Below are 25,103 nucleotides of genomic sequence, written 5' to 3' on the forward strand. Positions count from 1 at the left end.
GGTCAGTTCCCGGTTAAGAGTTTTGCGTGGATCAGTCCGCGCAGCGAGTTGCCCATATAGAGTGTGCCCGTCTGCAGATCGGCCAGTGTCAGGTGCTGGACGCGGGCACGGCGGGCGCAGATCATGTCCGTTCGCAGCACGCCTGCGAGCAGGCCGCAGGCGATCGGCGGCGTTTTCAGGATGCCGGAGCCATCATCGAGAAAGATCGAAGTGATCGTGCCTTCACAGGGCTCGCCCTTCTCGTTGAGAAGCAGGACCTCATCCGCTTCCGCCGTCGGATATTCAGCGCGCGCCGTCTCGTAGATGCCGCGGCGGGTGGTCTTGTGGCGCAGCAGCCTGTTGGTGGAATCGAGCCGTTTGGAAGCAATCGCGACGCGCCAGATTGTGTCCTCGGGCAAAGGGGAGAACGGCGCGGTGGTGATGGCAATGTCGCCGGAGGGACTGAGTGTCAGGCGGACCCGGAGCGGCAGGCTTTCGCCGCGAACCTCCGCCAGCTTTTCAGCCGCCTTGTCCGCGCCTGAAAACCCCAGGCGGCCTGCCGAGCGTTTCAACCGGGCCAGATGCAGACGCAGGCGGATAATGCCGGTGCCCGGCTCCCATCGCATCGTTTCGATCAGCGAGAAGTCGCTCATCGGTCGATCCAGGCGTCGCCGACGGCGAAACGTGCCTTGAGCAGGCATTCGTCATATTCGGCTGCGGCGGTGGAATCAAAGACGATGCCGCCGCCGACATTGAAGATCGCCTCGCCTTCGGGAAAGAGTGACAGCGTGCGAATGGCGACGTTGAAGCGCATGGTCCCATCCGGTGCGATGAAGCCGATCGAGCCGCAATAGGCATCACGCGGTCCATCCTCCAGATCGTGCAGGATTTCCATCGCCCGTATTTTGGGCGCGCCGGTGATCGAACCGCAGGGAAACAGCGCCTCGAAAATCTCGGTAATGCCGATATCGGGCAGCAGTTTTGCCCGGACGTGGCTGACCATCTGGTGCACGGTCGGATAAGTCTCGATGTCGAACAACTTTGGCACATCCAGCGTGCCGACCTCGGTGATGCGGGAAATGTCATTGCGCAGGAGATCGACGATCATGCGGTTTTCGGCCTGGGATTTTGGATCCTCCCGCATTTCGCGGATCAGGTCCTGATCTTCGGCAGGCGTTGCGCCGCGCCGGGCCGTGCCTTTCATCGGATGCGTCTCGATCCAGCCGTCCTTGTCGATCCGGAAGAACAGCTCGGGCGAGCGTGACAAAAGCGTGGGTCCCCCAAGCGAAACCAATGCGCCATATTTCACCGGCTGCCGCTCGATCAGCGACCAGAACGCGGCCAGCGGATCGCCATTCCAGCGGGCGTTGATCCGCATTGTCAGGTTCGCCTGGTAACAATCGCCCTGCCGCAGGTGTTGGTGCAGCCGGTCGAAGCGTTGTTTGTAGGTATCGAAATTCCAGCTGGCGCGAGGCGCGGTGATGAACGGCTCGTTTTCGATCCGGCGGCGAGGCTCTGCCAACGCATGCCGTTCGGCAGGGCCATCGAACACGCCGAACGACATCAGCGGCGTGCGGCGGTTTTCTTCCGCGAAGGGGGCGAGTTTGTTTTCGAACAAATCGCCCGCTTCATAACTCATGAAACCGGCCAGCCATTTGCCGGCCTTGTGGGCGGCCTCCATCTCCTTCAGGCCGCGCCAGAACTCCGCCTGGGTATGGGCGGTGATCACATGCGACGGCTCAGCGAAGACGGTTGTCCTGTCTTCGCTGTCGTCCCGGAACAGGACATAGGGGCCGGTGTCGGTCATACCATGGATCGCCGATGGAGGGTCTTGATTACGCCTGTCTATCAAGCACTTCCAACTCGTCGATCAGCCCCTCCAGCATCGACAGGCCCTGTGCCCAGAACGACGGATCGGTGGCGTCGAGGCCGAACGGAGCAAGCAGCTCGGAATGATGCTTGGTACCGCCGGCCTTCAGAAGCTCGAAATACTTCTGCTGGAAGCCGGTTTCCGCCTTCTGGTAGACGGCATAGAGCGAGTTCACCAGGCAATCGCCGAAGGCATAGGCATACACATAGAACGGAGAATGGATGAAGTGGGGGATATAGGCCCAATAGGTCTCGTATCCCTCGGAAATCCGGATGGCCGGACCTAGGCTTTCCTCCTGCACCGACAGCCAGAGCTGGCCGATATCGTCGGCAGTCAGTTCGCCGTTCTTGCGGGCGGTGTGAACCTTGCGTTCGAATTCGTAGAAGGCGATCTGGCGCACGACCGTGTTGATCATGTCCTCGACCTTCTGGGCGAGCATGGCCTTGCGTTCTCGCTTGTCCCTGGTTTTGTCGAGAAGGGCGCGGAAGGTGAGCATTTCGCCGAAGACGGAAGCAGTTTCGGCAAGCGTCAGCGGCGTCGAAGCCATCAGCGCGCCCTGGCCGCCGGCCAGAACCTGATGGACGCCATGACCGAGCTCGTGTGCAAGCGTCATCACGTCGCGTGGCTTGCCCATATAGTTGACGAGAACATAGGGGTGAGCAGAAGGCACGGTCGGATGCGCAAAGGCGCCCGGCGCCTTGCCGGGGCGAACCGGCGCATCGATCCAGCCGCCGTCGAAGAAGCGGCGGGCGATATCGGCCATCTCGGGCTCGAAGACGCCATAGGCTGACAGCACGGTTTCCTTCGCTTCGCTCCAGGGGATCAGCGTTGTCGGCGTTTCCGGCAGTGGCGCGTTGCGGTCCCAGAATTCCATCTGTTCCATGCCGAGCCACCTGGCCTTCATCGCGTAATAGCGATGCGACAGGCGCGGATAGGCATCTTTCACGGCAGCAGCCAGAGCATCGACCACGTCGCGTTCGACACGGTTGGCCAGGTGGCGGCTGTCGGCGATGTCGGTAAAGCCGCGCCAGCGATCGGAGATCTCCTTGTCCTTGGCGAGCGTGTTGGTGATCAGCGTGAAGGTGCGGATATTGTCCTTGAAGGTCTTCGTCAGCGCCTGCGCCGCCTTCTTGCGGATCGCCGGATCGGCTTCCTGCAGCATGCTGAGCGTCACTTCGAGCGGTAGTGTCTCGCCATCGACCTCGAAGGTCAGCGCCGCCATGGTTTCATCGAACAGCCGGTTGAAGGCGCTGGCGCCGGTCATCGATTTTTCGAGGAAAAGCTGCTCGATCTTGTCGTCAAGCTGGTAGGGTTTGTCCATGCGCAGATCGACGATCCACGGCTTGTAATGAGCTGCCAGTGTGTCGTTTTCCAGCGCTGTATCGATAATGGCGTCGTCGATCCGGTTCAGTTCCAGCGCGAAGAACAGGAGATGGCTCGCCATGTCGGTGAGCTTGGTCTGGGCATCGCCGTAGAGCTTGCCGTTGGCCGGGTTGGAGGTGTCGGAGAAGTAGGTGAGGCCGGCAAAGGAGCCAATCTTTCCCATCAGGTCTTCGAGCACTTCGTATTCCCGCACGGCGGCGCCGATACCCGCGTCACCGGCAAGCGTTGCTGCATTGGCAAGCTTGCCTTTCCATTTGGTCTCGAACGCCTTGGACAGGGTGTCTGCCTTTTCGAGGTCGCCGAGATATTCCACCGACGTTGCCGAGGGGTAGAGATCTTCCAGTTTCCAGGACGGCAGATCGCCGAGTTCGGCAGCGTGCGCGCCAACGGACGCAGCCGCCAGAGCAATGCGCGAAGATGTCTGGAGGCCAGGAAAATGGTGCATGGGCGGTCACTCTTTTTGTCGATGCCGCCCCGGATTCGGTCGGCGAAGCAGAGGTCGGATATGGGGCCATGACCTAACGTCGGCAATGGATAAAATGCAAGCATTTCTCAAAAGAGGATTTTCAGGCCTTTCTGACAGGAATGCTTCTCACGATACGGCACATGATGTGGCGATCGGGTTCTACGCGGAAAGCAGGAGGCCTTCATGACATCCCAAATTCTCGTCATCGATGACGATCCGGTCCAGCGCCGGCTGCTGACGAACATGATCGAGCGTCTCGGTCATATTGCCCATCTCGCCGATAATGGCCGCAGCGGTCTGGAGCTGCTGGAGCGCAAGCGCGGGCTCATTAGCGTCATCCTTCTCGACCTGATGATGCCGGAAATGAACGGCCACGGTTTTCTGGAAGCGATCGCCGAACGTGGCATCGAGACGCCGGTTATCGTGCAGACGGGGCAGGGCGGTATCGAGACGGTGGTTCTTGCCATGCAGGCCGGTGCCTTCGATTTCGTCGTCAAGCCGGTGTCCCCCGAGCGGCTTTCCGTCGCCATCACCAACGCCCTGAAGCTCGATCATCGCGATAGCAAAGGCCGTGCACCAAAACGCTCGCGCAGTGGTTCCGTCGGCTTCGATGATGTCGTCTCGGCAAGCCCGGCTATGATCCGCGTTCTGGATCTCGCTCGCCGTGCGGCGCAATCCAATATTCCGATCGTGCTCGAAGGAGAATCCGGAGTCGGCAAGGAAATGGTCGCCCGGGCCATCCAGCATGCCAGCGAGCGCGCCAGCAAGCCGTTTATCACGGTCAATTGCGGCGCCATCCCGCACAATCTGGTCGAAAGCATTCTCTTCGGCCACGAGAAGGGTTCCTTCACCGGCGCGACTGAAAAGCATTCCGGCAAGTTTGCCGATGCCGACGGCGGCACGCTGTTCCTCGACGAGATCGGCGACCTGCCGCTCGAGGTTCAGGTCAAGCTGCTGCGCGCGGTCCAGCAGGGCGAGATCGAGACGATCGGCGCGCGTCATCCGCAGAAGGTCAATGTCCGGCTGATTTCGGCCACCAACAAGGACCTGATCAACGAGGTGCGCGAAGGCCGCTTCCGTGAGGATCTCTATTACCGGCTGAATGTGTTTCCAATCGCCATGCCGGCGCTGCGCAAGCGCAAGGAAGATATTCCGGTTCTGGTGCGGACGTTCGTCGAGCGTTTCGCTCTGGAGCAGCGGCTGGCATCATCTCTTTCGGTGTCGAGCGGGGCGATGGCGCTTCTCACGGCCTATGATTGGCCGGGCAATATCCGCCAGCTGGAAAATGCAATTTTCCGGGCTGTCGTTCTTGCCGAAGGCGCTGAGCTGACGGTGAAGGATTTCCCGCAGATCGCCACGCAGATCCCCGGCTATGTCGTCGCGGAGAAGTCAGGCTTTACCTGGGAAGAGACGGGGCCGGCAAAGGGAACGGTCACGGACGCCAATTATTTGCCGCCGGTCTACCCGCATTTCAGCGCTGCCGAGAAGGCAGACTTGCGCAACGCCGCGCCCGATCCGCATTCTGACAATGCGATTGCAAGTGTCGATGACGGCGGAAATGTGCGAAAACTGGCCGATGTCGAAGAGGAACTGATTCGGTTCGCGCTGAAATTCTACCGCGGGCAGATGAGCCAAGTGGCGCGCAAACTCGGCATCGGACGCTCGACGTTGTACCGCAAACTCAAGGATTATGGCATTAATCCGGACGATCCCTTCAGTGAAGCCGCATAAAAGCAGGGATAACGATCCGTCGCGTTCCGTCGTATTTGGGTGTTGTCGTTTAGACCTTGTTAGTGAACCATTCACTATATTATAAGGATAACCGATGACTGTGGCATATTTGCCATGCTGTCACCGCAATTGACAGTCATCTGAGCAGCCACGGGACGCGTTGTCCGTCGGACGGGGATTGAGTTTGCAAAATTTGTTCGGATTCAAGAAGCCTAACGGCTCCGTGATAGCCCGCTTTTGCGCCGCGGTAACCCGTAAGGTGCCGCGTGTTCTCGCATCGCTCCTGATCGCTGCGTCGATGGTCACGCCTGGCTTTGCGCCGCCTGTGGAAGCAGCAGGTCAAACGCGTACGCTCAAGCTCTATTTCATTCACACCCAGGAAAAGGCGTCGATCACCTTCAAGCGCAATGGCCGCTACGATGCCAAGGGCCTGCAGGAGATCAACCGCTTCCTGCGCGACTGGCGCCGCAATGAGCCGACGAAGATGGATCCACGTCTTCTCGACCTCGTGTGGGAAGTTTACCAGAAGAGCGGATCGCGCGATTATATCCATGTGGTTTCGGCCTATCGCTCGCCAGCCACCAACGGCATGCTGCGGTCGCGCTCCAAGGGTGTTGCTCAGAAAAGCCAGCACATGCTCGGCAAGGCGATGGATTTCTATCTGCCCGACGTCAAGCTGAAGAACCTGCGCGAAATCGGCATGAAGTTCCAGGTTGGTGGTGTCGGCTTTTATCCGACCTCCGGGTCGCCGTTTGTGCACATGGATGTCGGCGGCGTTCGCGCATGGCCGCGCATGAGCCGCAACGAACTCGTCAGGCTGTTCCCCGACGGCAAGACGTTGCATGTTCCGGCTGACGGAAAGCCGTTGCCAGGGTATGAGCTGGCCGTTGCAGACTACAAGCGTCGCGTTGGTGCCAGTGGCATCGAAGTGGCAGGTGGCGGCACCAAGGGTTCCGGTGACAAGGATACGACCAAGCGCAAGGGCAATCTGTTTGCCATGTTGTTTGGTGGCGGTAGTGGCGATGAGGATGAAGAACCCAACGCAATCGCCAGTGCCGATCTCGAAGGCTCTGACGAACAGCCGGTCGCCAAGGCGAAGGTTACACAGGTTGCTGCGGCAGAACAGGCTCTGCCTGGCGTGGACAACTCCGTTGCACAGACAGCTGCCCAACAGAAGGATGTCGCTGCTCCGGTTCCCGGCGTAAGGCCGGCCTTCAAGGATGCCGACGCCGGTATTCAGACGGCACTGGTTGCGCCCACCAAGGAAACCTCGCAGGAAGCCTGGGCTGCAGCTTTGCCGACGCCCGCTGCAACCACCGAAAGCCAATTTGCCGATCTGACGGCCTACAAGATTCCGGTGCCTCAGATGCTCGGCAAGCGTGGCTCGAACGGCGATGCAGGCACCGATACGCTGATGGCCTCGACCGACCCGAATGCGGCGGTACTGCCTGAAGATGTCGCCGCCCTTGGCTTTGTCCCTGTTCCTGGCGCTCGCCCTGCTGGCGAGGAAGCGCTGATGGCCGTGGCCGACGCCAATGTTGCCGTTCCGTCGTTTGCCGAACGGGTACAGCCGCAGGCCGTTGCCGTGGCGCAGAAGCCGGTGGAAGCCGCTGCCGAGGCGCAGACACGCGTTGCGTTGGCACAACCGACGCAGCAGGAACAGCCGGTGGAAATGGCTGCATTCGTGCCGCAACCCACTGCTGCGGCACGTGCCGCAGTGTTTGATGATGCTTTCGATGGTAATGTCGAAGCGCCTGCCAAGGGCAAGCGCCCGAAGAAGCAGGAGGCCGATGCAGCGACCCGCTCGTCCGTGCGCACGGAACCCAAGCTGACCCAGCAGATCATTTCTTCCTGGGCTTTGACCAACGGCCGTATGGCGACCCTGTCCAAGCCGGTCAAGGCACCGCGCTTTGTCAGTAAGGCACTGCGTGCTTCGCCGACGACGGTCTATTCGGCGGGTTTCTCGAACGAAGCCGTTTCAGCCGATACGGCCCGGTTCAGCGGAACTGCCGTCAACTTTCTGGAAGTGAAGAAATTCAGCACCAACTGACCCGGCCGGTCGAACAACAGATATAGCCCGCTGGCGACAGCGGGCTTTTTACGTTTTTCCATCTCCGGTTTTGCCCGCCGGCATCACAGGAACGTGTGCATGATGTGTGGACCTGAAGCGGTTTCCGCCCTTTGCAGGCGTGGCAAAAGCCCATCCACCTTCCTATATCACGACCATCTCTTTCACTGACCGCGCGTTTTCTCGCTCGCTTTAGTTTTTTGCGCGACGTGGTACGCATGCACTGGAAGGCCGGAAGAGATGATCCCGTTTGAAGCGGACAAGGAGTATGCGAATGTCGAAATACAGCAAGACCCCGGAAGCGGTTGCGAAATTGTCTCCGGAACAGTATCGCGTCACGCAGGAGAATGGCACGGAGCGGCCGGGTACCGGCCAATATAACGACAACAAGAAGCCGGGCATTTATGTCGATATCGTCTCCGGCGAGCCGCTGTTTGCGTCATCCGACAAGTATGAATCTGGCTGCGGGTGGCCGAGCTTCACGAAACCGATAGAGCCGGCCCACGTTGCCGAGTTGCGCGATGCCTCGCATGGCATGGTGCGTATCGAGGTTCGCTCCGCTCATGGCGACAGCCATCTCGGTCATGTGTTTACCGATGGTCCGAGCGATCGTGGTGGACTGCGCTATTGCATCAATTCGGCCTCGCTCCGCTTCGTCGATCGCGACAGGATGGAGGCGGAAGGCTATGGTGATTATCTCGATCAGGTGGAGGAAATCCGATGACAACTGAACGCGCAGTGCTGGCCGGCGGCTGCTTCTGGGGCATGCAGGACCTGATCCGCCGTTACGATGGCGTGATCGATACCCGGGTCGGTTATACCGGCGGTGACGTCAGGAATGCGACCTATCGCAACCATGGAAGCCATGCTGAAGGCATCGAAATCACCTTCGATCCGGCGCGGATCAGCTATCGCGATCTGCTGGAGTTCTTTTTCCAGATCCACGATCCATCGACTGCCGATCGCCAAGGCAATGACAGGGGTGCGAGCTATCGCTCGGCGATCTATTATACCAGCGACGAGCAGAAGCGGGTTGCCTTGGAAACCATTGCCGACGTTGATGCCTCCGGACTATGGCCGGGCAAAGTGGTTACGGAAGTCGAACCTGTCAGCGATTTCTGGGAGGCCGAACCCGAGCACCAGGATTACCTGGAGCGGATTCCGAACGGCTACACCTGCCACTTCATCCGTCCGGGCTGGAAACTACCGCGCCGTGACAAGGGCAGTGAAGCGGCTGCGTGAGGAAACACCCCGTCAAGGCCAGCCTTGACGGGCTTGTTGAATGATAAAAGGCCGGTCATGGGACCGGCCTTTTTGAATCCTGATGCACGCCGGCCGTTTTGGCCGTGGCGTCATCTGCGTGGAGAGAATGTTATTCGGCTTCCGGGGCTTCGATCATGCCCAGTGCAGCGAGATAGGTGTCGAGGATGGCTTCCTGTTCCAGGCGCTCATCCTTGTCCTGCTTGCGGATCGCGATGACCTTTTTGAGGATCTTCGTGTCGAAGCCGGTACCCTTCGCTTCGCCGTACACATCCTTGATGTCGTCAGCGATGGTTTTCTTTTCTTCTTCCAGCCGCTCGATGCGCTCGATGAACGAACGAAGCTGGTCGCGTGCGACGCCGTGGGCATCCGACATGGTGTTCTCCTTGTTGGGGGATATCAATGAGGGTGGGACTGAATTTGTGAGGCTGTGACCTGCCGTGAAGTGCGGTCGAGGTCAAGTGACATTGCGTAACATCGCGCTAATTTTAGGCTTGGAGAGGCCCCTGCGGACGTTATTCCTTGGGCTTGCTCGCTTCAAAGGCGGCCTTCTGTTCGCTGGACGCCTCCCGCTGGTTGAGCGTCCGCCATTCCTCGTAAGGCATGCCGTAGACGATCTCGCGCGATGCTTCCTTGTCCATATCGACGCCTGCGGCATTGGCGGCATCGCGGTACCAGTTGGACAGGCAGTTGCGGCAAAAGCCGGCCAGGTTCATCATGTCGATGTTCTGCACATCGTTGCGTTCACGTAAGTGGGAAACCAGGCGGCGAAAAGCGGCGGCTTCGAATTCAAGCTGTTGTTGTGGTGTCAGGTCGCTCATCGTCGGTCTCTTTCAACTGTCAGAATGCGTAGGGGCCAGTGCGCGAAGGGTAGCGCCTGATTTCGTGCAATTCGGGGCGGGCATTCAAATCTGCAAGGATCGGCCCAAGCCGGGCATCCCATTCGGCAACGCCGCTATCGTCGCCGATCAGGTCCTGGCGCACTTCGATCAGCGCGTGGGCAATGCCGGTTTCCATGCAGTGGCGAAACATCGTGTCGCCGCGCAGCGCGCCATCATACGGTTCGTTATCGCCGACAAGGATATCGCCGGAAACCTCTAGCGCTTCAATCAACGGGGTGACCGCACGCGGATCGCTATCCCAGAGAACGGCGGCATGCCATGGACGCGGCACGCCCTTCCATGATGGCGTATAAGAATGGATGGAGATGACCAGCGGTGCATTGCCGCTGGCTGCGCTGACATCAGCGATGGTTTGCGAGACCGCACGGTGATAGGGACGATGGAAACGATTGAGGCGGATTTCCCATTCTTCCGGGGTAATCGGGTGGTTGCCGGGAATGATGGCTCCATCGGAAATCTTCATGATCAGCGTCGGATCGTCTTCACCCCGGTTGGGATCGATCAGCAACCGCGAAAAACAGCTGAGTACGGCGGGAACGCCCAACTGCATGGCCAGCCGGCGGACGAGGGCCTCGACGCCGATGTCATAGGCAATGTGGCGGGAGAAGGCGCTTTCCGGAAGGCCGAGCCGGCCATATTCCGCTGGCAACCGGTTGGTGGCATGATCGGCCAGCAGTACCAACCCGGCTGCACTGTTTCCTTCAATGATCTCGAAAGACGATGTTTGCAGCATACAGTATCAACTCGTTTCACTCTTGACGGAATTTGATGACACGCTGTGCTGGTAATCGCAAGACAATGGCCATTTTACGATCTTTCCGACAACAAAAAGCCGGATGTAATCGATTAGAGTCGCGTTGACATTCGAGCCCCATCGTCGCAAGAAAGTCCCTCGACAAATCGCAACGGAGACCCATTGGAAACCGTGTCCAGATATCCTTTTTCCAGGCTGAATCTGCGGAGCTGGTCTTTAAGCGCTGTTCTCCTCTTCGTTCTGACCGCGTTTTCGCCGGCCCTGATCGCAAGTGAAGCCCACGCCGAGTTCCGCGTCTGCAATGGTACCCAGAATCTGGTCGGTGTCGCTATCGGCTATCGTGCCAAGGAAGGCTGGATCACCGAAGGGTGGTGGCAGGTTCCCGCAACGACGTGTGCGACGCTGATCGAGGGCGAACTCCAATCACGATACTATTACCTCTATGCTGAAGATGCGGCTCGCGGTGGACGCTGGACCGGCGACGTCAATATGTGCGTTGCCGAAAATGAGTTCAAAGTGACCGGCGTGCAGGATTGCTTTGCGCGCGGCTTTCAGCGGATGGGGTTCAAAGAATATGACACGGGGCGTCAGGGAAGCTGGATGGTTCAGTTGTCCGATACCCCAGGGACTCAAGAAAGCCACAACTGATGAAGCGGAATAGAAAAGTCAAAATCCTCGCAACGCTCGGACCGGCATCGAGCGAAGAAGAGATGATCCAGAAGCTGCATGAGGCGGGGGCTGATCTTTTCCGGATCAACATGAGCCATGCCAGCCACGACATGATGCGCACGCTGATCAAGCGTATCCGCAATGTCGAGGCGCGCTGTGGCCGCCCGATCGGCATTCTCGCCGACCTTCAGGGCCCGAAGCTGCGCGTCGGCAAGTTTGCTGCCGGCAAGGTCGATCTGGTTCCCGGCCAGACGTTTACGCTCGACAACAAGGACGAACCGGGCGACGCAACCCGCGTCTACCTTCCGCATCCGGAAATCCTTGAATCGGTCAAGGCCGGCCACCGCCTGCTGATCGACGACGGTAAGCTGCATCTGCGCGCCGACAAATCTGATGGCAAGAGCATCGTCTGCACGGTTATCGCCGGCACCAAGATTTCCGACCGCAAGGGCGTCAGCCTGCCCGATACGCTGCTCAGCGTCGGCGCGTTGACCGAAAAGGACCGCGCCGATCTCGACGCCGTGCTCGAAACCGATGATGTCGACTGGGTTGCCCTGTCGTTCATTCAGCGCCCGGAAGACCTATCCGAAGTCCGCAAGATCTCGCGCGGCCGCGTCGGCTTGATGTCGAAGATCGAAAAGCCGCAGGCGATCGAGCGGATCGACGAGATCATCGAGTTGTCCGATGCGCTGATGGTTGCCCGTGGCGACCTGGGCGTTGAAATGCCGCTCGAAGCCGTTCCCGGCCTGCAGAAGCAATTGATCCGCGCTGCCCGCCGTTCCGGAAAGCCAGTCGTCGTTGCTACGCAGATGCTGGAATCGATGATTTCCGCTCCGGTTCCGACCCGCGCCGAAGTCTCTGACGTGGCGACCGCCGTGTTTGAAGGCGCTGACGCGATCATGCTCTCGGCTGAATCGGCTTCCGGTGACTATCCGGTGGAATCGGTTGCCACGATGGCGTCGATTGCCAGCAAGATCGAAACCGATCCGCATTATCCGGGCATTATCTACGCCCAGCGCACGCCGCCGGAAGCCACTGGCGCCGACGCGATTTCGCTGGCTGCCCACCAGATCGCCGAAACCCTCAAGCTTTCGGCTATCGTCTGTTATACGTCGTCCGGTACGACCGGCCTGCGCACCGCGCGCGAGCGTCCGCAGGTTCCGATCCTTGCTCTCTCGCCGGTTATCCAGACGGCACGCCGTCTCTCCGTCGTCTGGGGTCTGCACTGCGTCGTCACGTCCGATGCGACCGATCTGGACGACATGGTCAACCGCGCCTGCCGCATCGTCGCCACCGAAGGTTTCGGTAAGCCGGGCGACCGGGTGATCATTTCGGCCGGCGTGCCGCTCGGGACACCGGGTGCCACCAACATGCTGCGCATCGCCTATATCGGCTCCGACGGCCTCAGCGGCGTCTGAGACAAGTCTTTGCCATTTACGAAAAAAACCGCCGGAGCGATCCGGCGGTTTTTTGTTGCGCGGCGTATCCGCTCAGATAGTGATGCTGGTGGGTATTGCGACCGTCATGCCCGGAGCGCCAACTGGTGAGCCGCCACCGAGCGCGGCGTTCACACCCTGAATGGCTTGGTTGAGGCTATGCCCGGACTTCTGTGCTTCCGCGATGGCATACTGGTCGGCATTCTTCTGTTCACGCATGCGGCGTAGCGCTTCTTCGAGCAGCGCCTTGATCTCTTGCGCCACGGCCTTGAATTCCTCAAGCGTCTTGCGGTCGCCGGCGGAGACGGTCTTTTGCCCGGTGCCGTCTTTCATCGTGTCCTGGTAGGCCTTCTGGGCAAAGGACAAATCGTCTTCGCCGCTCTCGGTCGTCCCGGTTGTTTCCGCGTCAGACTGCCCGGCAAGCATTGCTGCCGTCGTCGCGCCGTTTGCTGCGGATTCTGTCGATGAACCGGCAGTCACCGCCGATGCAAAGTCCTTGGCTGCATCGCCGACTTCACGGGCCAGATGGCCTGCCTGCCGGGCCAGGATTTCCGGATCGAAATTCCAGCGGCGCAGGAATTCCAGCTGCTTCTTGGCGTCTTCCAAACGTTCTCTGGCGCGCGCTTTTATGGCATCGGTTTCGGTCTCTGTAACGCTCTTCAGCATCGTGAGCGCTCGGTTCTGCGGGCTTTGTGGGGCGTCCTGTGCAACGGCAGACGATGCCCCTGCGGCCGCTGGCGTGGTTCGTAAGGAATAGATTGTGGCAATGCCGCCGATGTGCATGAAGAGCCTCCAGATTGAGGCCGCACGTTGCATTCAACGGCTTGTGTGGGGCTGGCGTGTGAGCGTGTAAGTTGCTGAAATCGACTAGTTTACCACTGTAATCCCGGCCTCTGCCTGTGCCGCGAGTGCGTTCAGGTCGCGCTTCTTTCCCGCCAACGATTCGATTGCGGAAATCGCCAAGTCGGTGACGATGTAATCCGGCTTGTGGCCGAGATTGTGGATGCGCAGCAGTATCGAGCCTGCGATATCTTCATGCAGTTGCCGCGAGTGGATCTCCGGCAAGACGACGCGATCAGCATCGCCGGTGATGATCACGGTTGGCGCCTTGATCTCCTTGTACCGCGGTGAGACCCGCTTCACGTAGTCGAGCAGATTGGCGATATCGATGGCGTTGCTGCGAAAGGTAGCCGGTCTGATGGCCAGATAGGCGGCTGTATCCTCGATATAGGTGTCAGGGCGGGGATTGGGGGCAAAGACGTATTTGGTTGCCTTGTCGATCGATGCAAGGCCTATGGGTGGCGCCACCAGCGTCGCGAACAGCCAGCCGAGCACAGGCGTTTTGGTGACGCTGTAATACCATTCGATGCCTCCAGGCCAGGGATGCGTGGCAGGGGATAGAAACAACAGGCCCGCCACCATGTCCTTGTGGTTCAGGGCGAAGGTTGCCGCAATTGCGCCGCCGAAGGAGTGGCTGACGATGATGGCCTTCTTGATGCCGCGTTTTTTCATCAAGGCCGCGATCGCATCGGCCTGGCCATCGGGATAGGCGTTCTGGGGCCCACCACGATCGGAAAAGCCGAACCCGGGACGGTCAAGGAACAGCATGTCGGCGCGGCCCTCAAGCTTCGCTCTGAAGGCAACCATCGGATCGCGAAGATTGGCGCTCGCTCCATGGATGAAGACCAGAGTGGGTAGGTCTGCGTTCTTCGGGCGGGGAACGTAGACGCTGTTCATCCGGTAGCCGCCGATATCGATCCGTTCGCCGGTATTGGGATTGTCCCGTTCGAAGGCCGCTGCCTGATAGGAGCTGAAACCGAATCCCGTCACGAGGGCGGCAAGGAAGAGGGATGCAACGAGCAGCATGACTTTCCTGAAAGCAAATTTCATCAATTGTTCTTCCGCGCGTCTACGCAATCTGCCGGTTGGGGCAATCGGCCGGATGGCTCGGTTATCGTGCGATACGAAGAGAAAGGCGCTACGGTTTCGCCGCGCAGGCAGAATTATGTGCGGTTGCCGGCAAGTTTTTCTTCAAGCTCGCCAAGCTGCTCCTGAGCCTTGCGGTCGGAAGGATAGATATCGAGGAATTGTTCCCAGGCGCGCAACGCCAGCTCATCCTGTCCGGAGGAGGTCAGGATCGCAGCCATTCCGGCAAGGGCGCCGAAATGACGGGGCTCGAGCGCCAGAACCCGGTTGATGTCGGACATGGACTTACGGTAGTTGCCCATCTGGTAATGCAGCGTCGCCCGCTGGTTCCAACCTTCGACATAGAGCGGGGAGAGGCTGATGACCTGGTCGAGAATATCCAGCGCCGCAGCCTGCTTGTTGGTTTCGACGGCTTTGGATGCCCATTGCATCAGGAGATTGATGGTGGCGCTGCCGGAATCCTGCCACTCCACGCGGATCCGGTTGGAAATCTCGCGCGCCTTGTCTTGATAGCGTTCACGCTTCAATTCGGCAAAAAGTGTGTCAAGCCGCTGCTTGGGCGTCGTCAGTTCAGACGTCACCGATGCCTGGGCTGCGTCAGCGGCAAAGGCGGGTAGTGTGCTACTGGCGATGGTGGCCAGCATAGTGCCGAGAATCAAAAATGAAGGCATGAGTTTAACCATGGCAGATAAGGTAGTCCGCCATGGCCGAAGATCAAATCAAATTTGAGACATCAAACTGATGAACCGCTCGGATTGCCGGCTTTGTTGAAAGCAAGCGTATGCGAGCGCACTCAATCCATGCGTGATCGTTCCGAAAGCACAAACTTCCGGCGCGCACGATGGATCAGCCCTGACGGGCCTTGAAGCGCGGGTTCAGCTTGTTGATGATGTAGACGCGACCCTTGCGGCGAACCAGACGGTTCTCGCGGTGACGGGCCTTCAGCGACTTAAGCGAATTTTTGATCTTCATTTTTCTGATCCGCAGTTTCGGCGATTTTGAATTCGCCGGTCTTTAACAATGAAAAGCACGCTTGCAGACCGTTAAGGCCGAGCGCGCTCTTAGGGTGGCAGGCAAATAACCCGGCATCGCAAAAGTGTCAACCGCAGAGAGCCTGTTTTCGCAGCGGTTGGCGGCTTTTCTGTGGGTTAAACCCTCAGGCAAGCCAGGTGACATGCCCCATTTTACGCCCCGGCCGCGCTTCTGTCTTGCCGTAAAGGTGAATCATGGCGTTGGGTTTGGCGAGCCAGACTGGCAGATCGTCAATATCATCGCCGATCAGATTCTGCATGATGCAGCCAGAGTGTTTGGACCCGTCTGCAAGTGCCAGCCCGCTGATGGCGCGGATATGCTGCTCGAACTGCGAGACCACACAGGCGGCCTCCGTCCAATGGCCGGAATTGTGAACGCGGGGGGCAATCTCGTTTGCAATCAGCGTGCCGTCGGCAAGAACGAAGAACTCCATACCGATGACGCCGACATAGCCAAGTGCCGTCAATACGGCAGTGGCGGCAAGGCGGGCAGCCTCAGCCGTTGCACCGTTGATCGAGGCTGGGACCGTCGACGTGTGGAGGATGCCGTTGCGGTGGATGTTCTCGGCCGGATCATAGCAGGAGATTGTGCCGTCTATGCCGCGGGCGGCAATGATCGAGATTTCACGCTCGAACGGCACGAAGCTCTCCAGGATCGACGGTACGCCGCCCAGTGCCGCATAGGCGCCTGTGGCATCATCGGTTGCATCCTTGAACACGCGCTGGCCTTTGCCGTCGTAACCGAGGCGGCGGGTTTTCAAGACGCCTTTGCCGGAGAAGTCGGCAAGCGCCTGCTCGAGATCGGCTTGGCTGTCGATCGCGTGAAAACGCGCGGTCTCGATGCCGCAGCCGTTGAGGAATTGTTTTTCGGTTACCCGGTCCTGCGACACTTCCAGAGCCTTCGGCGGCGGAAAGACGGGGAGGGAGCGGGAAAGACGTTCCGCTGCATCGACGGGAACATTCTCGAATTCGTAGGTGACGACATCACATTCGGCAGCAAGCCGTTCCAGTGCCGTCGGGTCGTCATAGGCGGCGACAATCTGGCTATTGGCAACCTGCGCTGCCGGACAGTCGACCTGCGGTTCCAGAATGATGGTGCGGAAATTCAGCCGGGCTGCGGCCATAGCAAGCATGCGGCCGAGCTGGCCGCCGCCGATGATGCCGATCGTTCTCATGCCTGGTCCACGGGGTATTCGGCGACCGCAGCGCTTTGCTGTTCGCGCCAATCGTCGAGCCGGTCGGCAAGATCGGGGTCGCTGAGCGCCAGAACGGCGGCGGCAAGCAGAGCTGCATTGATCGCACCGGCGCGGCCGATGGCCAGGGTACCGACGGGAATGCCGGCCGGCATCTGGACGATAGAGAGCAGGCTGTCCTGGCCGGAGAGTGCCTTGGACTGGACGGGAACGCCGAACACCGGGAGAGGCGTCATCGCCGCCGTCATGCCGGGCAGGTGCGCGGCACCGCCGGCGCCGGCGATGATCACCTTGAAGCCCTCGTCGCGTGCGCCTCTGGCAAAATTGATCAGCCGGTCGACCGTGCGATGTGCCGAAACGATGCGGGCATCATAGGCGACGTCGAGGGCGTCAAGCGTGTCGGCTGCATTCTTCATGGTTTCCCAGTCGGACTGGCTGCCCATGATAATGGCGACGGGCGGGGTTGCTGCTTTCGTCACGTTGTTGGTTCCGCTTTGTTACAGGGCCAAAGGTCTGGCCGGAGCGTTCGCAGCGTATCCGTGGCGGACACGCACGGCTTCAGGCGATGATATCGGGAATGATCAGGTCTTCGATCTTGGTGATCCTGTCCTTGATGACCAGCTTCTTCTTTTTCATCCGCTGGATGCGTAGGGCATCGCATCCTGTCTGGATCATGGCGTTGATCGCAACATCATAGTCTTCATGTTCCTGCCTCAGCCGCGCTACGCTCAGTCTGAGTTCGGCCTGATCCTGATCTGGCATGCAATGTTCCCCATAAATCGAACGTCGCTCTAGCACAGAATTGTCGGTAACGGGAAGTTATCCTTCGCCACGATTTCGCCTTCGACAAATGAAAAATAGCATGGCACACTATCTCGGTTAATACGTGGAACACCCGGCATCTACCGATCGGGTGCAAGCAAAAGGAAGGGACTGCCACATGACCATTGAGGCTCATCTTGCAACGCTTGAGAAAAAACATGGTGTTTTGGAGCAGGAGCTCCACTCGGCCCTCACCCAGCCATCTGTCCAGGACCAGCACATTGCTGACCTCAAGCGTCGGAAGCTGCGCTTGAAGGACGAAATTGAGAAGATTCGTTCTTCAACTCACTGATTACTTAAAGCAATCTCATTCATCGGGAGACTTTTGTTCCAGCGCATATATTGGCCACCGGAAAGCCAAAGCGAATTTTGAAGGCCGGTTTCAAGCGCTGTTGATACGTGGACTTGGTTGGTGCGGATATGATGTCCGCCAAAAGCCCGCAAGTATTGAGTTTCCCGATGATTGGCCCTCAGCGGCCCAAACCCCTCATGACCAGAACTGATCCAGCCAGAGATTGACCCGGTCAAAGCCCGGTTTGTTGATTGCGTAGATCCGTCTCGTGCCGCTGGCCGACACGGAAACCAGATTTGAATCCAGCAATGCCTTCAAATGCTGCGACACGGCAGGGCGGCTGATCGGCAGCCCTTCGGCCAACTCGTTGACGGTCCGCGGCGCGCGCCGCAATTCCTCCAGCAGATACCGCCGGTTCGGGTCCGAGATCGCATCGAAGGGATCAGCGTGTGACATGGGCAAAAGCTAAGAGAAATAGCGGCTCCCGGCAAGTAAATTGTGCAGTGCGGTAGAGAAATTTTGCTCTGCAAAATGCAAGCGCTGCGTGTCTAATCGCTACCTTCATATCAGACTTTTTAAGACAGGTGCCGCCGGATGGTCAGGATCCTGCTACAAGCGCAAGGATTCCGTCATAGACGAGCTTGGAGCCGGCCAGAAATGCCATCGTGTACATGAACGGATAAAATACCTGCGGCTGCATGCGCCGGACCACCCAAGCGCCAGCCATCGTTGCCAGCATCGCCAGCGGAAACAGCGTCAGTGACGTGGTGAGATTGCTGAGATCGAGTTGTCCGAGTGCGAAGTAGGGGATGAGCTTGACGGCGTTGAGAATGGCGAAGAACCGTACGATCGTGCCGGTATATTCGCGCGGCGGCAATTTCAGTGGCAGGGTGTAGATCTGGAATGGTGGGCCACCGGCATGGGCGACGAAACTACCATAACCAGCGAGACCACCGAAAAATGTCGCCTGAACCGGCCTCTGTGGCTTGGCGGGTGTGATGATACCCTGCCGTGCCCGCCAGAGATTGTAGACATAGCGCAGCACGAAAAGAACGGTGATCGCCCCGATGATCAATCGCAGCGCATCGCGCGGCACATAGGCCGCTGTGGCCCAGCCGACAGCAATGCCGACGAGTGCGCCGGGCAGCAGGATCTTGAGCGTCGTCATGTCGCCATGCTTTCGCCATGTCCATAGCGCCACCAGATCCATGGCAATCAGGATTGGTAAAAGAAGGGCAGCCGCCTGTACCGGCGAGACGGCCAGCGATAGAAGCGGCACGCCCATCAGCGAAAGCGCTTCGCCCATGCCACCCTTGCTGAAGCCGACGAGCAGGACCGCCGGAATGGCGATGGCATAGAATTGAAAATCAGGAAGCATGGGTATCGGTTGATCCTTTTGCCGCTAGGGTCTATCGCTTTTGCAGATTGAAATCGAGTAGGGGTGTTGCGCGGGCGCGTATTTCACCGGGAACAGAGACATTATGAGCAATACAGACAATCGCTGCCGCCTCGTCCTTATCGTGCCGGATATCGCCGATATCGACAGCCGCGCGCAAATCCTCAGCGGCGCGCTGCGTGGCGGCGACGTGGCCTCGGTGATCGTGCCGCAATACGGGCTGGACGATCAGACTTTCCAGAAGCATGCCGAAGCACTCGTGCCGCTGATCCAGGAGGCTGGCGCTGCGGCGTTGGTTGCTGGCGACACGCGGGTTGCGGGCCGGGTCAAGGCCGATGGCCTGCATGTCACCGGCAATGCGGCGGAACTGGCGGAGGCGATGGAAAAGTTCTCGCCCAAGCTGATCGTCGGCGGCGGCAATGCCACTGACCGTCACCATGCGCTGGAAATGGGCGAAGTCCGCCCGGACTATGTGTTCTTCGGCAAGGTCGATGGCGACATCAAGCCGGAAGCGCATCCAAAGAATGTGGCGCTGGCCGAATGGTGGGCCTCGATGATTGAAATTCCCTGCATCGTCATGGGCGGCACCGATCCGGAATCGGTGCTGGCCGTCGCCGAAAGCGGAGCGGAGTTCGTGGCGTTGCGGCTGGCTGTGTTTGCAGAGCCGGAACAGGCACCCGCCATTGTTGCGAGCGTCAATGCACTTCTTGACGAAAAAGCGCCACGGTTTGAAGCTTAAGACATTTCCATGTTGATCCGTCCTTATTCATCGCTGTGCCGAATTCCTCTCCTTGTGCTGGGAGTTGCCCTTCTGGCTGTGCCGTCTGGCCTTCGTGCCGACGATGCGCTTCCGGGTGTCAACGAGGCCGCGCCAGCTGTCGTGCAGGATGAAAACGATGAGGGGGTCGTTGCCAAACGTGGCCGCATCACGCCCTTCAATGGCGCGGCGCTGCCCGAGGGCGAGATCCCGGCCTTGCAATCTCCTGAAGATGCCAAGAAGGCCGACGACGAGGCGAAGAAGGCTGATGTCAAAAAGCTCGAGCCTTCGTCCGGCGTCAATGTGCTGGAACGGATGGGCGCCGAACTGCCGGCCTTGCCGCAGGAAAAGCCGTTTGAAGGCAAGGCGGACGACGCCTATGGCGCATTTCAGCGTGGCTACTACCTGACAGCAATGGAACTGGCCTTGCCGCGTGCCCAGCTTGGGGATGCGGCGGCGCAAACGCTGGTCGCAGAAATTTTTTCGCAAGGCCTTGGCGTTGCCCGCAACAAGAAGGATGCGGCGTTCTGGTATGGCCAGGCGGCCAATTCCGGTGATCCGGCGGCCATGTTCAAATACGCGCTGCTTTTGATGGAAGGGCGGGATGTTACGCGCGACAAGAAGAGGTCGGAAGAGTTGATGAAGAAGGCTGCCGATCTCGGCAATTCTTCCGCGCAATTCAATTATGGCCAACTGCTGGTCGCCGACATGCCGGGCGAAAAAGGCCTGAAGGCGGCGCTACCCTATTATGAGAAATCCGCCGAGCAGGGCATTGCCGATGCGCAATATGCCCTGTCGCAGATCTATCTGAATGTCGACGGCATCGATGACAACAAACGGTCGATGGCGCGTGGTTGGTTGCTCAGGGCAGCCAAGGCCGGGTTCGATACCGCCCAGCTGGATCTTGCCATATGGCTGGTCGATGGCATCGGCGGTGACCGCAATCTTGAGGAAGGCTTCAAGTGGATGTCGCGGGCAGCCGGAGGCGGCAATGTCGTGGCGCAGAACAAGCTTTCGCACCTCTATGTCAACGCGATCGGCACGCGGCCTGACCCGATCGAGGCGGCCAAATGGTATGTCTTGTCGCGCCGTGCCGGGTTGAAGGACGATGTCCTCGAGGACTTCTATCTGGGGCTGACGGATGAACAGCATAAGGCAGCTTTGAGCGCTGCCAACAAATACCGCTCGTCCTGATCCTGTTTTTGGCGTTACGGCGCAGCGCGTCTTTCGAAAGGCGCAAAGAGCGCTCTAACGCTTTGAACTGCTGCATAATCCTTTCCTGAAAACGATTCCGATTGAAGGAGGTATGCAGCAGACTTGAACTTTCGGGGGTTTTGTGGTCTTGAAGCGCCGGATTGGCTGGCCGTAGGGGCGGCTCCGAGTTCTTTAGGGAATGCTCCCCATGAAAATCAACGGTAATGAAATTCGCCCCGGCAGCGTGGTCGAGCACAATGGCGGTCTTTGGGCCGCCGTGAAATGCAATACCGTCAAGCCCGGCAAGGGTGGTGCTTTCAATCAGGTGGAGCTCAAGAACCTGATCGATGGCACCAAGCTGAACGAGCGTTTTCGCTCGTCGGAAACCGTTGAACTGGTCAGCCTTGAACTGAAAGACTTCCAGTTTCTCTATGAACAGGGCGACGCGCTGGTGTTCATGGACAATGAGAGCTATGAACAGCTGGAATTGCAGAAGGATTTCGTCGGCGATCGCGCCACCTTCCTGCAGGACGGCATGATGGTGACGGTGAAGCTTTACGACGAGAAGCCGATCGGCATCTCGTTGCCGGACCAGGTGGTTCTGACGATTGCGGAAGCCGATCCGGTGGTGAAGGGACAGACGGCAGCGTCCTCCTACAAGCCGGCGATCATGGAAAATGGCGTTCGCGTCATGGTTCCACCGTTCGTCGCGACTGGAGAGCGCATTCTGGTCGATACCAATGAAATTACCTATCTCCGCCGCGCGGACTGATCCGCAGCGGCACATCTGAATTTCTCCGGCTGTTCCTGCGGCCGGTTTTCTGTTTCGAAGGAAAGCCAAAATGGCACGCTCAGCTCTTCTCAATGTCATGGTTCAGGCCGCGTTCAAGGCCGGCAAGTCCCTGGCGCGCGATTTCGGCGAAGTGCAGAACCTGCAGGTCTCGCTGAAAGGCCCCGGCGATTACGTTTCGCAGGCCGATCGCAAAGCAGAAAAGCTGCTGCGCGAAGAACTGATGAAGGCCCGCCCGACCTATGGCTTCCTCGGCGAGGAAAGCGAAGAGGTCATCGGCACCGACGGTGCGCATCGCTGGATCGTCGATCCGCTCGATGGCACGACCAACTTCCTGCACGGCATTCCGCATTTCGCCATTTCGGTGGCGCTTGAGCGTCAGGGAGAAGTTGTCGCTGCTGTCATGCTCAATCCGGCAACTGACGAACTCTACACAGCCGAACGTGGCGGTGGAGCCTTCCTCAACGACCGCCGTCTGCGCGTTGCTGCCCGCAAGAATCTGTCGGACGCCGTCATCGGCACCGGGACACCGCATCTGGGCGCCGGTAACCACGGCACCTATCTGGTCGAGCTGCGCCATGTGATGGGCGAAGTTGCCGGCGTACGCCGCATGGGCTCTGCGTCGCTCGATCTCGCCTATGTCGCGGCCGGCCGTTTCGACGGCTTCTGGGAGCGCGGCCTGATGCCGTGGGATCTGGCTGCGGGCATTCTCCTGATTCGCGAAGCCGGTGGTTGGGTTGCTGATATCGACGGTGGCAACAAGCCAATGGACGACGGCTCGATCGTCGCGGGCAACGAATATATCCGCAAGGCGCTGCACGACGTGCTGCACCGCCCCATTCCGGGCAAGTAAGCGCAAATGGTCTGAACGGGCAGCTGTTTCATCCTGTTGATGTTGCCCGTTGTTTCCCCTTCAATTTGGCGCAAAGTTCCTCTAGTCTCCGCCCAGCGTCGCCCTACCTGTTTGGCAGGCAAGGCCTCAGTACTGGCAAACCGGAGAGTAGAGCCCCATGGCGAAATTGGAACTGTCGGGATGGGATGCCGGCGGAGGTTTGAACGAGGGGTACAATCCCAACAAGCTGTCGAGCCCGATGGTCTTCTTCTGGACCATGGTGATCTTCCTGATCATCGTTGGGTTCGTTGCAGCCATCCTGTTTCGCCAGGCGCAGGCGGCTTTCCTCAGTAATCCCGGCCTGAATGGCCTGATTTTCGGCGTTCTGCTGATTGGCGTCCTGCTGGTTTTCAACCATGTCTTCAGCCTGCGGCCGGAAGTCCGCTGGTTCAATTCCTTTCGCGCGGCAGGTAGCGCCGAGAAGGTTGGGCGCGACCCGGTACTTCTGGCGCCGATGCGGGCACTGATCGGTCAGCGGCATTCGATGTCGATCTCGACGACGGCGCTGCGATCCATTCTCGATTCGATTGCCACCCGGCTCGACGAATCACGCGATACCTCGCGATACCTGATCGGCCTTCTGGTCTTCCTCGGTCTGCTCGGCACGTTCTGGGGCCTGCTCGGCACGATCGGCTCGATCAATACCGTTATCCAGTCGCTGGATGCTGGAACCGGAAGCACCGAGGACGTTCTCTCCGCCCTGAAAACCGGTCTGTCGGCGCCGTTGACCGGTATGGGCACGGCTTTCTCGACATCGCTTTTCGGTCTGTCGAGTTCGCTGATTCTCGGCTTTCTCGATCTTCAGGCCGGCCGCGCGCAAAACCGCTTCTATACCGAACTGGAAAACTGGCTGTCGTCAGTTACCGATGTCAATTCTGACCGGACGGCGGCTCACGGCGAACCGCTGACTGCTCCGGTCGAGGAATTGCGCCAGCTGACGGAACAGTTGGCTCGTCTCAATCAAGACGGCGGCATGAACCAGCGCACCACGGCAGCCATGGCAAGTCTTGCGGAGGGCATTCAAGGTCTGGTCAAGAATATGCGTGGCGAGCAGCAGATGCTGCGCGACTGGATCGAGGCGCAGCAGGAAGAGGCAAAGTCGATGCGCAAGACGCTCGACAAGCTTTCGGCCCGCATCGGACAAGCGGACAAGATCCCGGCGCATCCTGACAGAGCCCCACCCAAGCTCGCCCACGTTGAAGACACCGGAGGAAATGACTGATGGCACTGGCGCGTAAGGGCCGCAGCCAGAGGACTGTCGATTACTGGCCGGGTTTTGTCGACGCCCTGTCGACGCTGCTTCTGTCCATCATGTTCCTGCTCTGCGTGTTCGTACTTGGGCAGTTTCTGCTCAGCCGCGAAATCAGCGGCAAGGATGATGTGCTCAACCGGCTGAACAGCCAGATCAACGAGTTGACCCAGCTTCTCGCGCTGGAAAAGGGCGGCAAGCAGGACCTCGAGGATTCGCTGGCCAATCTGCAGGCGTCGCTCGCGTCGTCGGAAGGCGAGCGCTCACGGTTGCAGACACTTTTGGAACAGGGGGCCGGCAGTTCGGACACAGCCAATCAACAGATTGGTGACCTCACCGGCAAGCTCGATGCCGAAAAGCAGGTCAGCACCCGGGCAATGAGCCAGATCGACCTGCTCAATCAGCAAATCGCAGCACTGCGCAGCCAGATCGCTGCCATCGAGGGCGCGTTGCAGGCGTCTGAGGCAAAGGATAATGCGTCGCAGACGAAGATCTCCGATCTGGGCCGCCGTCTGAACGTGGCGCTGGCGCAGCGCGTGCAGGAACTCAACCGCTATCGCTCCGACTTCTTCGGCCGTCTGCGGGAAATTCTCTCCGACCGCGAAAATATCCGCATTGTCGGCGACCGCTTCGTTTTCCAGTCGGAGGTTCTGTTCCCTTCAGGCGGCAATGAGCTGAACCCCGCAGGACAGGAAGAGATGGCCAAGCTTGCCTCGGCGCTGCTTGATCTCGCCAAGGAAATTCCCTCCGAGATCAACTGGGTTCTGCGTGTTGACGGACATACCGATAACGTGCCGCTGTCCGGCACCGGGCGCTATGTCGACAACTGGGAGCTTTCGTCGGCCCGCGCGACGTCGGTCGTCAAATTCCTGATTTCGAAGGGGGTGCCTGCCAACCGTCTGGTTGCCGCCGGTTTTGGCGAGTTCCAGCCGATTGCCGAGGGCGACACGCCGGAAGCACGGTCGCAGAACCGCCGTATCGAGTTGAAGCTCACAGAGAAGTAGCGGCCGCCGTCTTTCGACGCGGCGTTCACTGTCACCGCG

28 protein-coding genes are annotated in these 25,103 nt (G+C 59.3%); 13 read left to right on the top strand and 15 right to left on the bottom strand.

The features are described from left to right. Positions 1 to 2 precede the first annotated feature (2 nt). Genes R6X40_RS11710 through R6X40_RS11720 form a run of 3 tightly spaced genes read right to left on the bottom strand, consistent with a single transcriptional unit; the run spans position 3 to position 3,677 of the window. Complete coding sequence (locus R6X40_RS11710; RefSeq protein ID WP_318413753.1) at positions 3 to 632, bottom strand: aminotransferase class IV family protein; 630 nt, start codon at positions 630 to 632, stop codon at positions 3 to 5. Further along, on the bottom strand, positions 629 to 1,786 hold the full coding sequence (locus tag R6X40_RS11715) for an aminodeoxychorismate synthase component I (protein ID WP_318413755.1): 1,158 nt from the start codon (positions 1,784 to 1,786) through the stop codon (positions 629 to 631). The genes R6X40_RS11710 and R6X40_RS11715 overlap by 4 nt, the downstream gene beginning before the upstream one ends. 28 nt (positions 1,787 to 1,814) lie before the next feature. Then, the gene (locus tag R6X40_RS11720) at positions 1,815 to 3,677 is read right to left on the bottom strand and encodes a M3 family oligoendopeptidase (RefSeq protein WP_318413756.1); all 1,863 of its coding nucleotides are present in this window, start codon (positions 3,675 to 3,677) and stop codon (positions 1,815 to 1,817) included. Between the two features lie 204 nt (positions 3,678 to 3,881). Between R6X40_RS11720 and R6X40_RS11725 the strand changes: the two genes are divergently transcribed. The 4 genes from R6X40_RS11725 to msrA all read left to right on the top strand — a co-directional run bounded on the left by R6X40_RS11725 (position 3,882) and on the right by msrA (position 8,739). Beyond that, positions 3,882 to 5,429 (top strand): sigma-54 dependent transcriptional regulator, encoded by a 1,548-nt coding sequence (locus tag R6X40_RS11725; RefSeq protein ID WP_318413757.1) that lies wholly within the window; start codon positions 3,882 to 3,884, stop codon positions 5,427 to 5,429. 184 nt (positions 5,430 to 5,613) lie between these two features. Next, the gene (locus R6X40_RS11730) at positions 5,614 to 7,479 is read left to right on the top strand and encodes a DUF882 domain-containing protein (RefSeq protein ID WP_318413759.1); all 1,866 of its coding nucleotides are present in this window, start codon (positions 5,614 to 5,616) and stop codon (positions 7,477 to 7,479) included. Between the two features lie 292 nt (positions 7,480 to 7,771). Then, positions 7,772 to 8,221, top strand: coding sequence for a peptide-methionine (R)-S-oxide reductase MsrB (gene msrB / locus R6X40_RS11735; protein ID WP_318413761.1), 450 nt, complete (start codon positions 7,772 to 7,774; stop codon positions 8,219 to 8,221). After that, complete coding sequence (gene msrA, locus R6X40_RS11740) at positions 8,218 to 8,739, top strand: peptide-methionine (S)-S-oxide reductase MsrA (RefSeq protein ID WP_318413762.1); 522 nt, start codon at positions 8,218 to 8,220, stop codon at positions 8,737 to 8,739. The genes msrB and msrA overlap by 4 nt, the downstream gene beginning before the upstream one ends. A 130-nt stretch (positions 8,740 to 8,869) precedes the next feature. Here msrA and R6X40_RS11745 read toward each other — a convergent pair whose 3' ends face one another. From R6X40_RS11745 to R6X40_RS11755, 3 genes are all read right to left on the bottom strand, one after another. Further along, on the bottom strand, positions 8,870 to 9,133 hold the full coding sequence (locus R6X40_RS11745) for a DUF2312 domain-containing protein (RefSeq protein ID WP_318413764.1): 264 nt from the start codon (positions 9,131 to 9,133) through the stop codon (positions 8,870 to 8,872). Between the two features lie 139 nt (positions 9,134 to 9,272). After that, positions 9,273 to 9,578 carry a DUF1244 domain-containing protein gene (locus R6X40_RS11750; protein ID WP_318413766.1) on the bottom strand — a complete coding sequence of 102 codons (306 nt, stop codon included), beginning with the start codon at positions 9,576 to 9,578 and terminating at the stop codon, positions 9,273 to 9,275. A 19-nt stretch (positions 9,579 to 9,597) separates the two neighbouring features. Beyond that, positions 9,598 to 10,392, bottom strand: coding sequence for an N-formylglutamate amidohydrolase (locus R6X40_RS11755; protein WP_318413767.1), 795 nt, complete (start codon positions 10,390 to 10,392; stop codon positions 9,598 to 9,600). 216 nt (positions 10,393 to 10,608) lie between these two features. On the opposite strand from R6X40_RS11755, the gene R6X40_RS11760 reads away from it, so the two are divergent. Further along, entirely contained in the window at positions 10,609 to 11,061 is a 453-nt protein-coding gene (locus R6X40_RS11760; RefSeq protein WP_407951310.1) for a DUF1036 domain-containing protein, read from the top strand. Then, positions 11,061 to 12,500, top strand: a complete 1,440-nt coding sequence (pyk, locus tag R6X40_RS11765) for a pyruvate kinase (protein ID WP_318413768.1) — start codon at positions 11,061 to 11,063, stop codon at positions 12,498 to 12,500. Before R6X40_RS11760 ends, pyk begins: the two co-directional genes overlap by 1 nt. 72 nt (positions 12,501 to 12,572) lie before the next feature. On the opposite strand, the gene R6X40_RS11770 is transcribed toward pyk, so the two are convergent. From R6X40_RS11770 to R6X40_RS11800, 7 genes are all read right to left on the bottom strand, one after another. Continuing rightward, the gene (locus tag R6X40_RS11770; RefSeq protein ID WP_318413769.1) at positions 12,573 to 13,301 is read right to left on the bottom strand and encodes a hypothetical protein; all 729 of its coding nucleotides are present in this window, start codon (positions 13,299 to 13,301) and stop codon (positions 12,573 to 12,575) included. Positions 13,302 to 13,385: 84 nt separating this feature from the next. Continuing rightward, positions 13,386 to 14,384 carry an alpha/beta hydrolase gene (locus tag R6X40_RS11775; RefSeq protein WP_318414209.1) on the bottom strand — a complete coding sequence of 333 codons (999 nt, stop codon included), beginning with the start codon at positions 14,382 to 14,384 and terminating at the stop codon, positions 13,386 to 13,388. 137 nt (positions 14,385 to 14,521) lie between these two features. Continuing rightward, positions 14,522 to 15,115, bottom strand: coding sequence for a hypothetical protein (locus R6X40_RS11780; protein ID WP_318413771.1), 594 nt, complete (start codon positions 15,113 to 15,115; stop codon positions 14,522 to 14,524). Between the two features lie 175 nt (positions 15,116 to 15,290). Beyond that, positions 15,291 to 15,416, bottom strand: coding sequence for a type B 50S ribosomal protein L36 (ykgO, locus tag R6X40_RS11785; protein ID WP_034855034.1), 126 nt, complete (start codon positions 15,414 to 15,416; stop codon positions 15,291 to 15,293). Between the two features lie 184 nt (positions 15,417 to 15,600). Beyond that, positions 15,601 to 16,650 (bottom strand): 5-(carboxyamino)imidazole ribonucleotide synthase, encoded by a 1,050-nt coding sequence (locus R6X40_RS11790; protein WP_318413779.1) that lies wholly within the window; start codon positions 16,648 to 16,650, stop codon positions 15,601 to 15,603. Continuing rightward, positions 16,647 to 17,111 carry a 5-(carboxyamino)imidazole ribonucleotide mutase gene (gene purE / locus R6X40_RS11795; protein ID WP_318414210.1) on the bottom strand — a complete coding sequence of 155 codons (465 nt, stop codon included), beginning with the start codon at positions 17,109 to 17,111 and terminating at the stop codon, positions 16,647 to 16,649. Before purE ends, R6X40_RS11790 begins: the two co-directional genes overlap by 4 nt. Before the next feature lie 115 nt (positions 17,112 to 17,226). After that, entirely contained in the window at positions 17,227 to 17,430 is a 204-nt protein-coding gene (locus R6X40_RS11800; RefSeq protein ID WP_318413781.1) for a YdcH family protein, read from the bottom strand. 178 nt (positions 17,431 to 17,608) lie between these two features. Here R6X40_RS11800 and R6X40_RS11805 point away from each other — a divergent pair, with 178 nt between their 5' ends. Beyond that, positions 17,609 to 17,782 carry a YdcH family protein gene (locus tag R6X40_RS11805; protein ID WP_318413782.1) on the top strand — a complete coding sequence of 58 codons (174 nt, stop codon included), beginning with the start codon at positions 17,609 to 17,611 and terminating at the stop codon, positions 17,780 to 17,782. A gap of 195 nt (positions 17,783 to 17,977) precedes the next feature. Here the strand turns inward: R6X40_RS11805 and R6X40_RS11810 are convergent, their stop codons facing one another. Then, positions 17,978 to 18,238 (bottom strand): ArsR/SmtB family transcription factor, encoded by a 261-nt coding sequence (locus R6X40_RS11810; protein ID WP_113317104.1) that lies wholly within the window; start codon positions 18,236 to 18,238, stop codon positions 17,978 to 17,980. A 142-nt stretch (positions 18,239 to 18,380) separates the two neighbouring features. After that, complete coding sequence (locus R6X40_RS11815; protein WP_318413785.1) at positions 18,381 to 19,160, bottom strand: sulfite exporter TauE/SafE family protein; 780 nt, start codon at positions 19,158 to 19,160, stop codon at positions 18,381 to 18,383. 103 nt (positions 19,161 to 19,263) lie between these two features. Here R6X40_RS11815 and R6X40_RS11820 point away from each other — a divergent pair, with 103 nt between their 5' ends. From R6X40_RS11820 to R6X40_RS11845, 6 genes are all read left to right on the top strand, one after another. Further along, positions 19,264 to 19,917, top strand: coding sequence for a thiamine phosphate synthase (locus R6X40_RS11820; RefSeq protein ID WP_318413787.1), 654 nt, complete (start codon positions 19,264 to 19,266; stop codon positions 19,915 to 19,917). A 9-nt stretch (positions 19,918 to 19,926) separates the two neighbouring features. Continuing rightward, positions 19,927 to 21,129 carry a tetratricopeptide repeat protein gene (locus R6X40_RS11825; RefSeq protein WP_318413788.1) on the top strand — a complete coding sequence of 401 codons (1,203 nt, stop codon included), beginning with the start codon at positions 19,927 to 19,929 and terminating at the stop codon, positions 21,127 to 21,129. A gap of 208 nt (positions 21,130 to 21,337) precedes the next feature. Then, positions 21,338 to 21,901 carry an elongation factor P gene (efp, locus tag R6X40_RS11830; RefSeq protein WP_318413790.1) on the top strand — a complete coding sequence of 188 codons (564 nt, stop codon included), beginning with the start codon at positions 21,338 to 21,340 and terminating at the stop codon, positions 21,899 to 21,901. A gap of 70 nt (positions 21,902 to 21,971) precedes the next feature. Then, positions 21,972 to 22,772 (top strand): inositol monophosphatase family protein, encoded by an 801-nt coding sequence (locus R6X40_RS11835; protein WP_318413791.1) that lies wholly within the window; start codon positions 21,972 to 21,974, stop codon positions 22,770 to 22,772. Between the two features lie 157 nt (positions 22,773 to 22,929). Then, positions 22,930 to 24,033, top strand: coding sequence for a MotA/TolQ/ExbB proton channel family protein (locus tag R6X40_RS11840; RefSeq protein ID WP_318413793.1), 1,104 nt, complete (start codon positions 22,930 to 22,932; stop codon positions 24,031 to 24,033). Beyond that, the gene (locus R6X40_RS11845; RefSeq protein ID WP_318413794.1) at positions 24,033 to 25,064 is read left to right on the top strand and encodes a peptidoglycan -binding protein; all 1,032 of its coding nucleotides are present in this window, start codon (positions 24,033 to 24,035) and stop codon (positions 25,062 to 25,064) included. The genes R6X40_RS11840 and R6X40_RS11845 overlap by 1 nt, the downstream gene beginning before the upstream one ends. The last annotated feature ends 39 nt before the right edge of the window (positions 25,065 to 25,103 follow it).

The organism is Rhizobium sp. PL01, from assembly GCF_033447125.1.
Taxonomy (GTDB): domain Bacteria; phylum Pseudomonadota; class Alphaproteobacteria; order Rhizobiales; family Rhizobiaceae; genus Pararhizobium.

Excerpts from the sequence above, each read along its gene's own strand:
- purE (WP_318414210.1), bottom strand. The coding sequence starts at position 17,111 with ATGGGCAGCCAGTCCGACTGGGAAACCATGAAGAATGCAGCCGACACG.
- R6X40_RS11815 (WP_318413785.1), bottom strand. The coding sequence starts at position 19,160 with ATGCTTCCTGATTTTCAATTCTATGCCATCGCCATTCCGGCGGTCCTG.
- R6X40_RS11775 (WP_318414209.1), bottom strand. The coding sequence starts at position 14,384 with ATGCTGCTCGTTGCATCCCTCTTCCTTGCCGCCCTCGTGACGGGATTC.
- R6X40_RS11845 (WP_318413794.1), top strand. The coding sequence starts at position 24,033 with ATGGCACTGGCGCGTAAGGGCCGCAGCCAGAGGACTGTCGATTACTGG.
- msrA (WP_318413762.1), top strand. The coding sequence starts at position 8,218 with ATGACAACTGAACGCGCAGTGCTGGCCGGCGGCTGCTTCTGGGGCATG.
- R6X40_RS11755 (WP_318413767.1), bottom strand. The coding sequence starts at position 10,392 with ATGCTGCAAACATCGTCTTTCGAGATCATTGAAGGAAACAGTGCAGCC.
- R6X40_RS11770 (WP_318413769.1), bottom strand. The coding sequence starts at position 13,301 with ATGCACATCGGCGGCATTGCCACAATCTATTCCTTACGAACCACGCCA.
- R6X40_RS11825 (WP_318413788.1), top strand. The coding sequence starts at position 19,927 with ATGTTGATCCGTCCTTATTCATCGCTGTGCCGAATTCCTCTCCTTGTG.
- pyk (WP_318413768.1), top strand. The coding sequence starts at position 11,061 with ATGAAGCGGAATAGAAAAGTCAAAATCCTCGCAACGCTCGGACCGGCA.
- msrB (WP_318413761.1), top strand. The coding sequence starts at position 7,772 with ATGTCGAAATACAGCAAGACCCCGGAAGCGGTTGCGAAATTGTCTCCG.
- R6X40_RS11835 (WP_318413791.1), top strand. The coding sequence starts at position 21,972 with ATGGCACGCTCAGCTCTTCTCAATGTCATGGTTCAGGCCGCGTTCAAG.
- R6X40_RS11745 (WP_318413764.1), bottom strand. The coding sequence starts at position 9,133 with ATGTCGGATGCCCACGGCGTCGCACGCGACCAGCTTCGTTCGTTCATC.
- R6X40_RS11805 (WP_318413782.1), top strand. The coding sequence starts at position 17,609 with ATGACCATTGAGGCTCATCTTGCAACGCTTGAGAAAAAACATGGTGTT.
- R6X40_RS11800 (WP_318413781.1), bottom strand. The coding sequence starts at position 17,430 with ATGCCAGATCAGGATCAGGCCGAACTCAGACTGAGCGTAGCGCGGCTG.
- R6X40_RS11810 (WP_113317104.1), bottom strand. The coding sequence starts at position 18,238 with ATGTCACACGCTGATCCCTTCGATGCGATCTCGGACCCGAACCGGCGG.
- R6X40_RS11750 (WP_318413766.1), bottom strand. The coding sequence starts at position 9,578 with ATGAGCGACCTGACACCACAACAACAGCTTGAATTCGAAGCCGCCGCT.
- R6X40_RS11725 (WP_318413757.1), top strand. The coding sequence starts at position 3,882 with ATGACATCCCAAATTCTCGTCATCGATGACGATCCGGTCCAGCGCCGG.
- R6X40_RS11710 (WP_318413753.1), bottom strand. The coding sequence starts at position 632 with ATGAGCGACTTCTCGCTGATCGAAACGATGCGATGGGAGCCGGGCACC.
- ykgO (WP_034855034.1), bottom strand. The coding sequence starts at position 15,416 with ATGAAGATCAAAAATTCGCTTAAGTCGCTGAAGGCCCGTCACCGCGAG.
- R6X40_RS11715 (WP_318413755.1), bottom strand. The coding sequence starts at position 1,786 with ATGACCGACACCGGCCCCTATGTCCTGTTCCGGGACGACAGCGAAGAC.
- R6X40_RS11720 (WP_318413756.1), bottom strand. The coding sequence starts at position 3,677 with ATGCACCATTTTCCTGGCCTCCAGACATCTTCGCGCATTGCTCTGGCG.
- R6X40_RS11790 (WP_318413779.1), bottom strand. The coding sequence starts at position 16,650 with ATGAGAACGATCGGCATCATCGGCGGCGGCCAGCTCGGCCGCATGCTT.
- R6X40_RS11840 (WP_318413793.1), top strand. The coding sequence starts at position 22,930 with ATGGCGAAATTGGAACTGTCGGGATGGGATGCCGGCGGAGGTTTGAAC.
- R6X40_RS11820 (WP_318413787.1), top strand. The coding sequence starts at position 19,264 with ATGAGCAATACAGACAATCGCTGCCGCCTCGTCCTTATCGTGCCGGAT.
- R6X40_RS11780 (WP_318413771.1), bottom strand. The coding sequence starts at position 15,115 with ATGCCTTCATTTTTGATTCTCGGCACTATGCTGGCCACCATCGCCAGT.
- efp (WP_318413790.1), top strand. The coding sequence starts at position 21,338 with ATGAAAATCAACGGTAATGAAATTCGCCCCGGCAGCGTGGTCGAGCAC.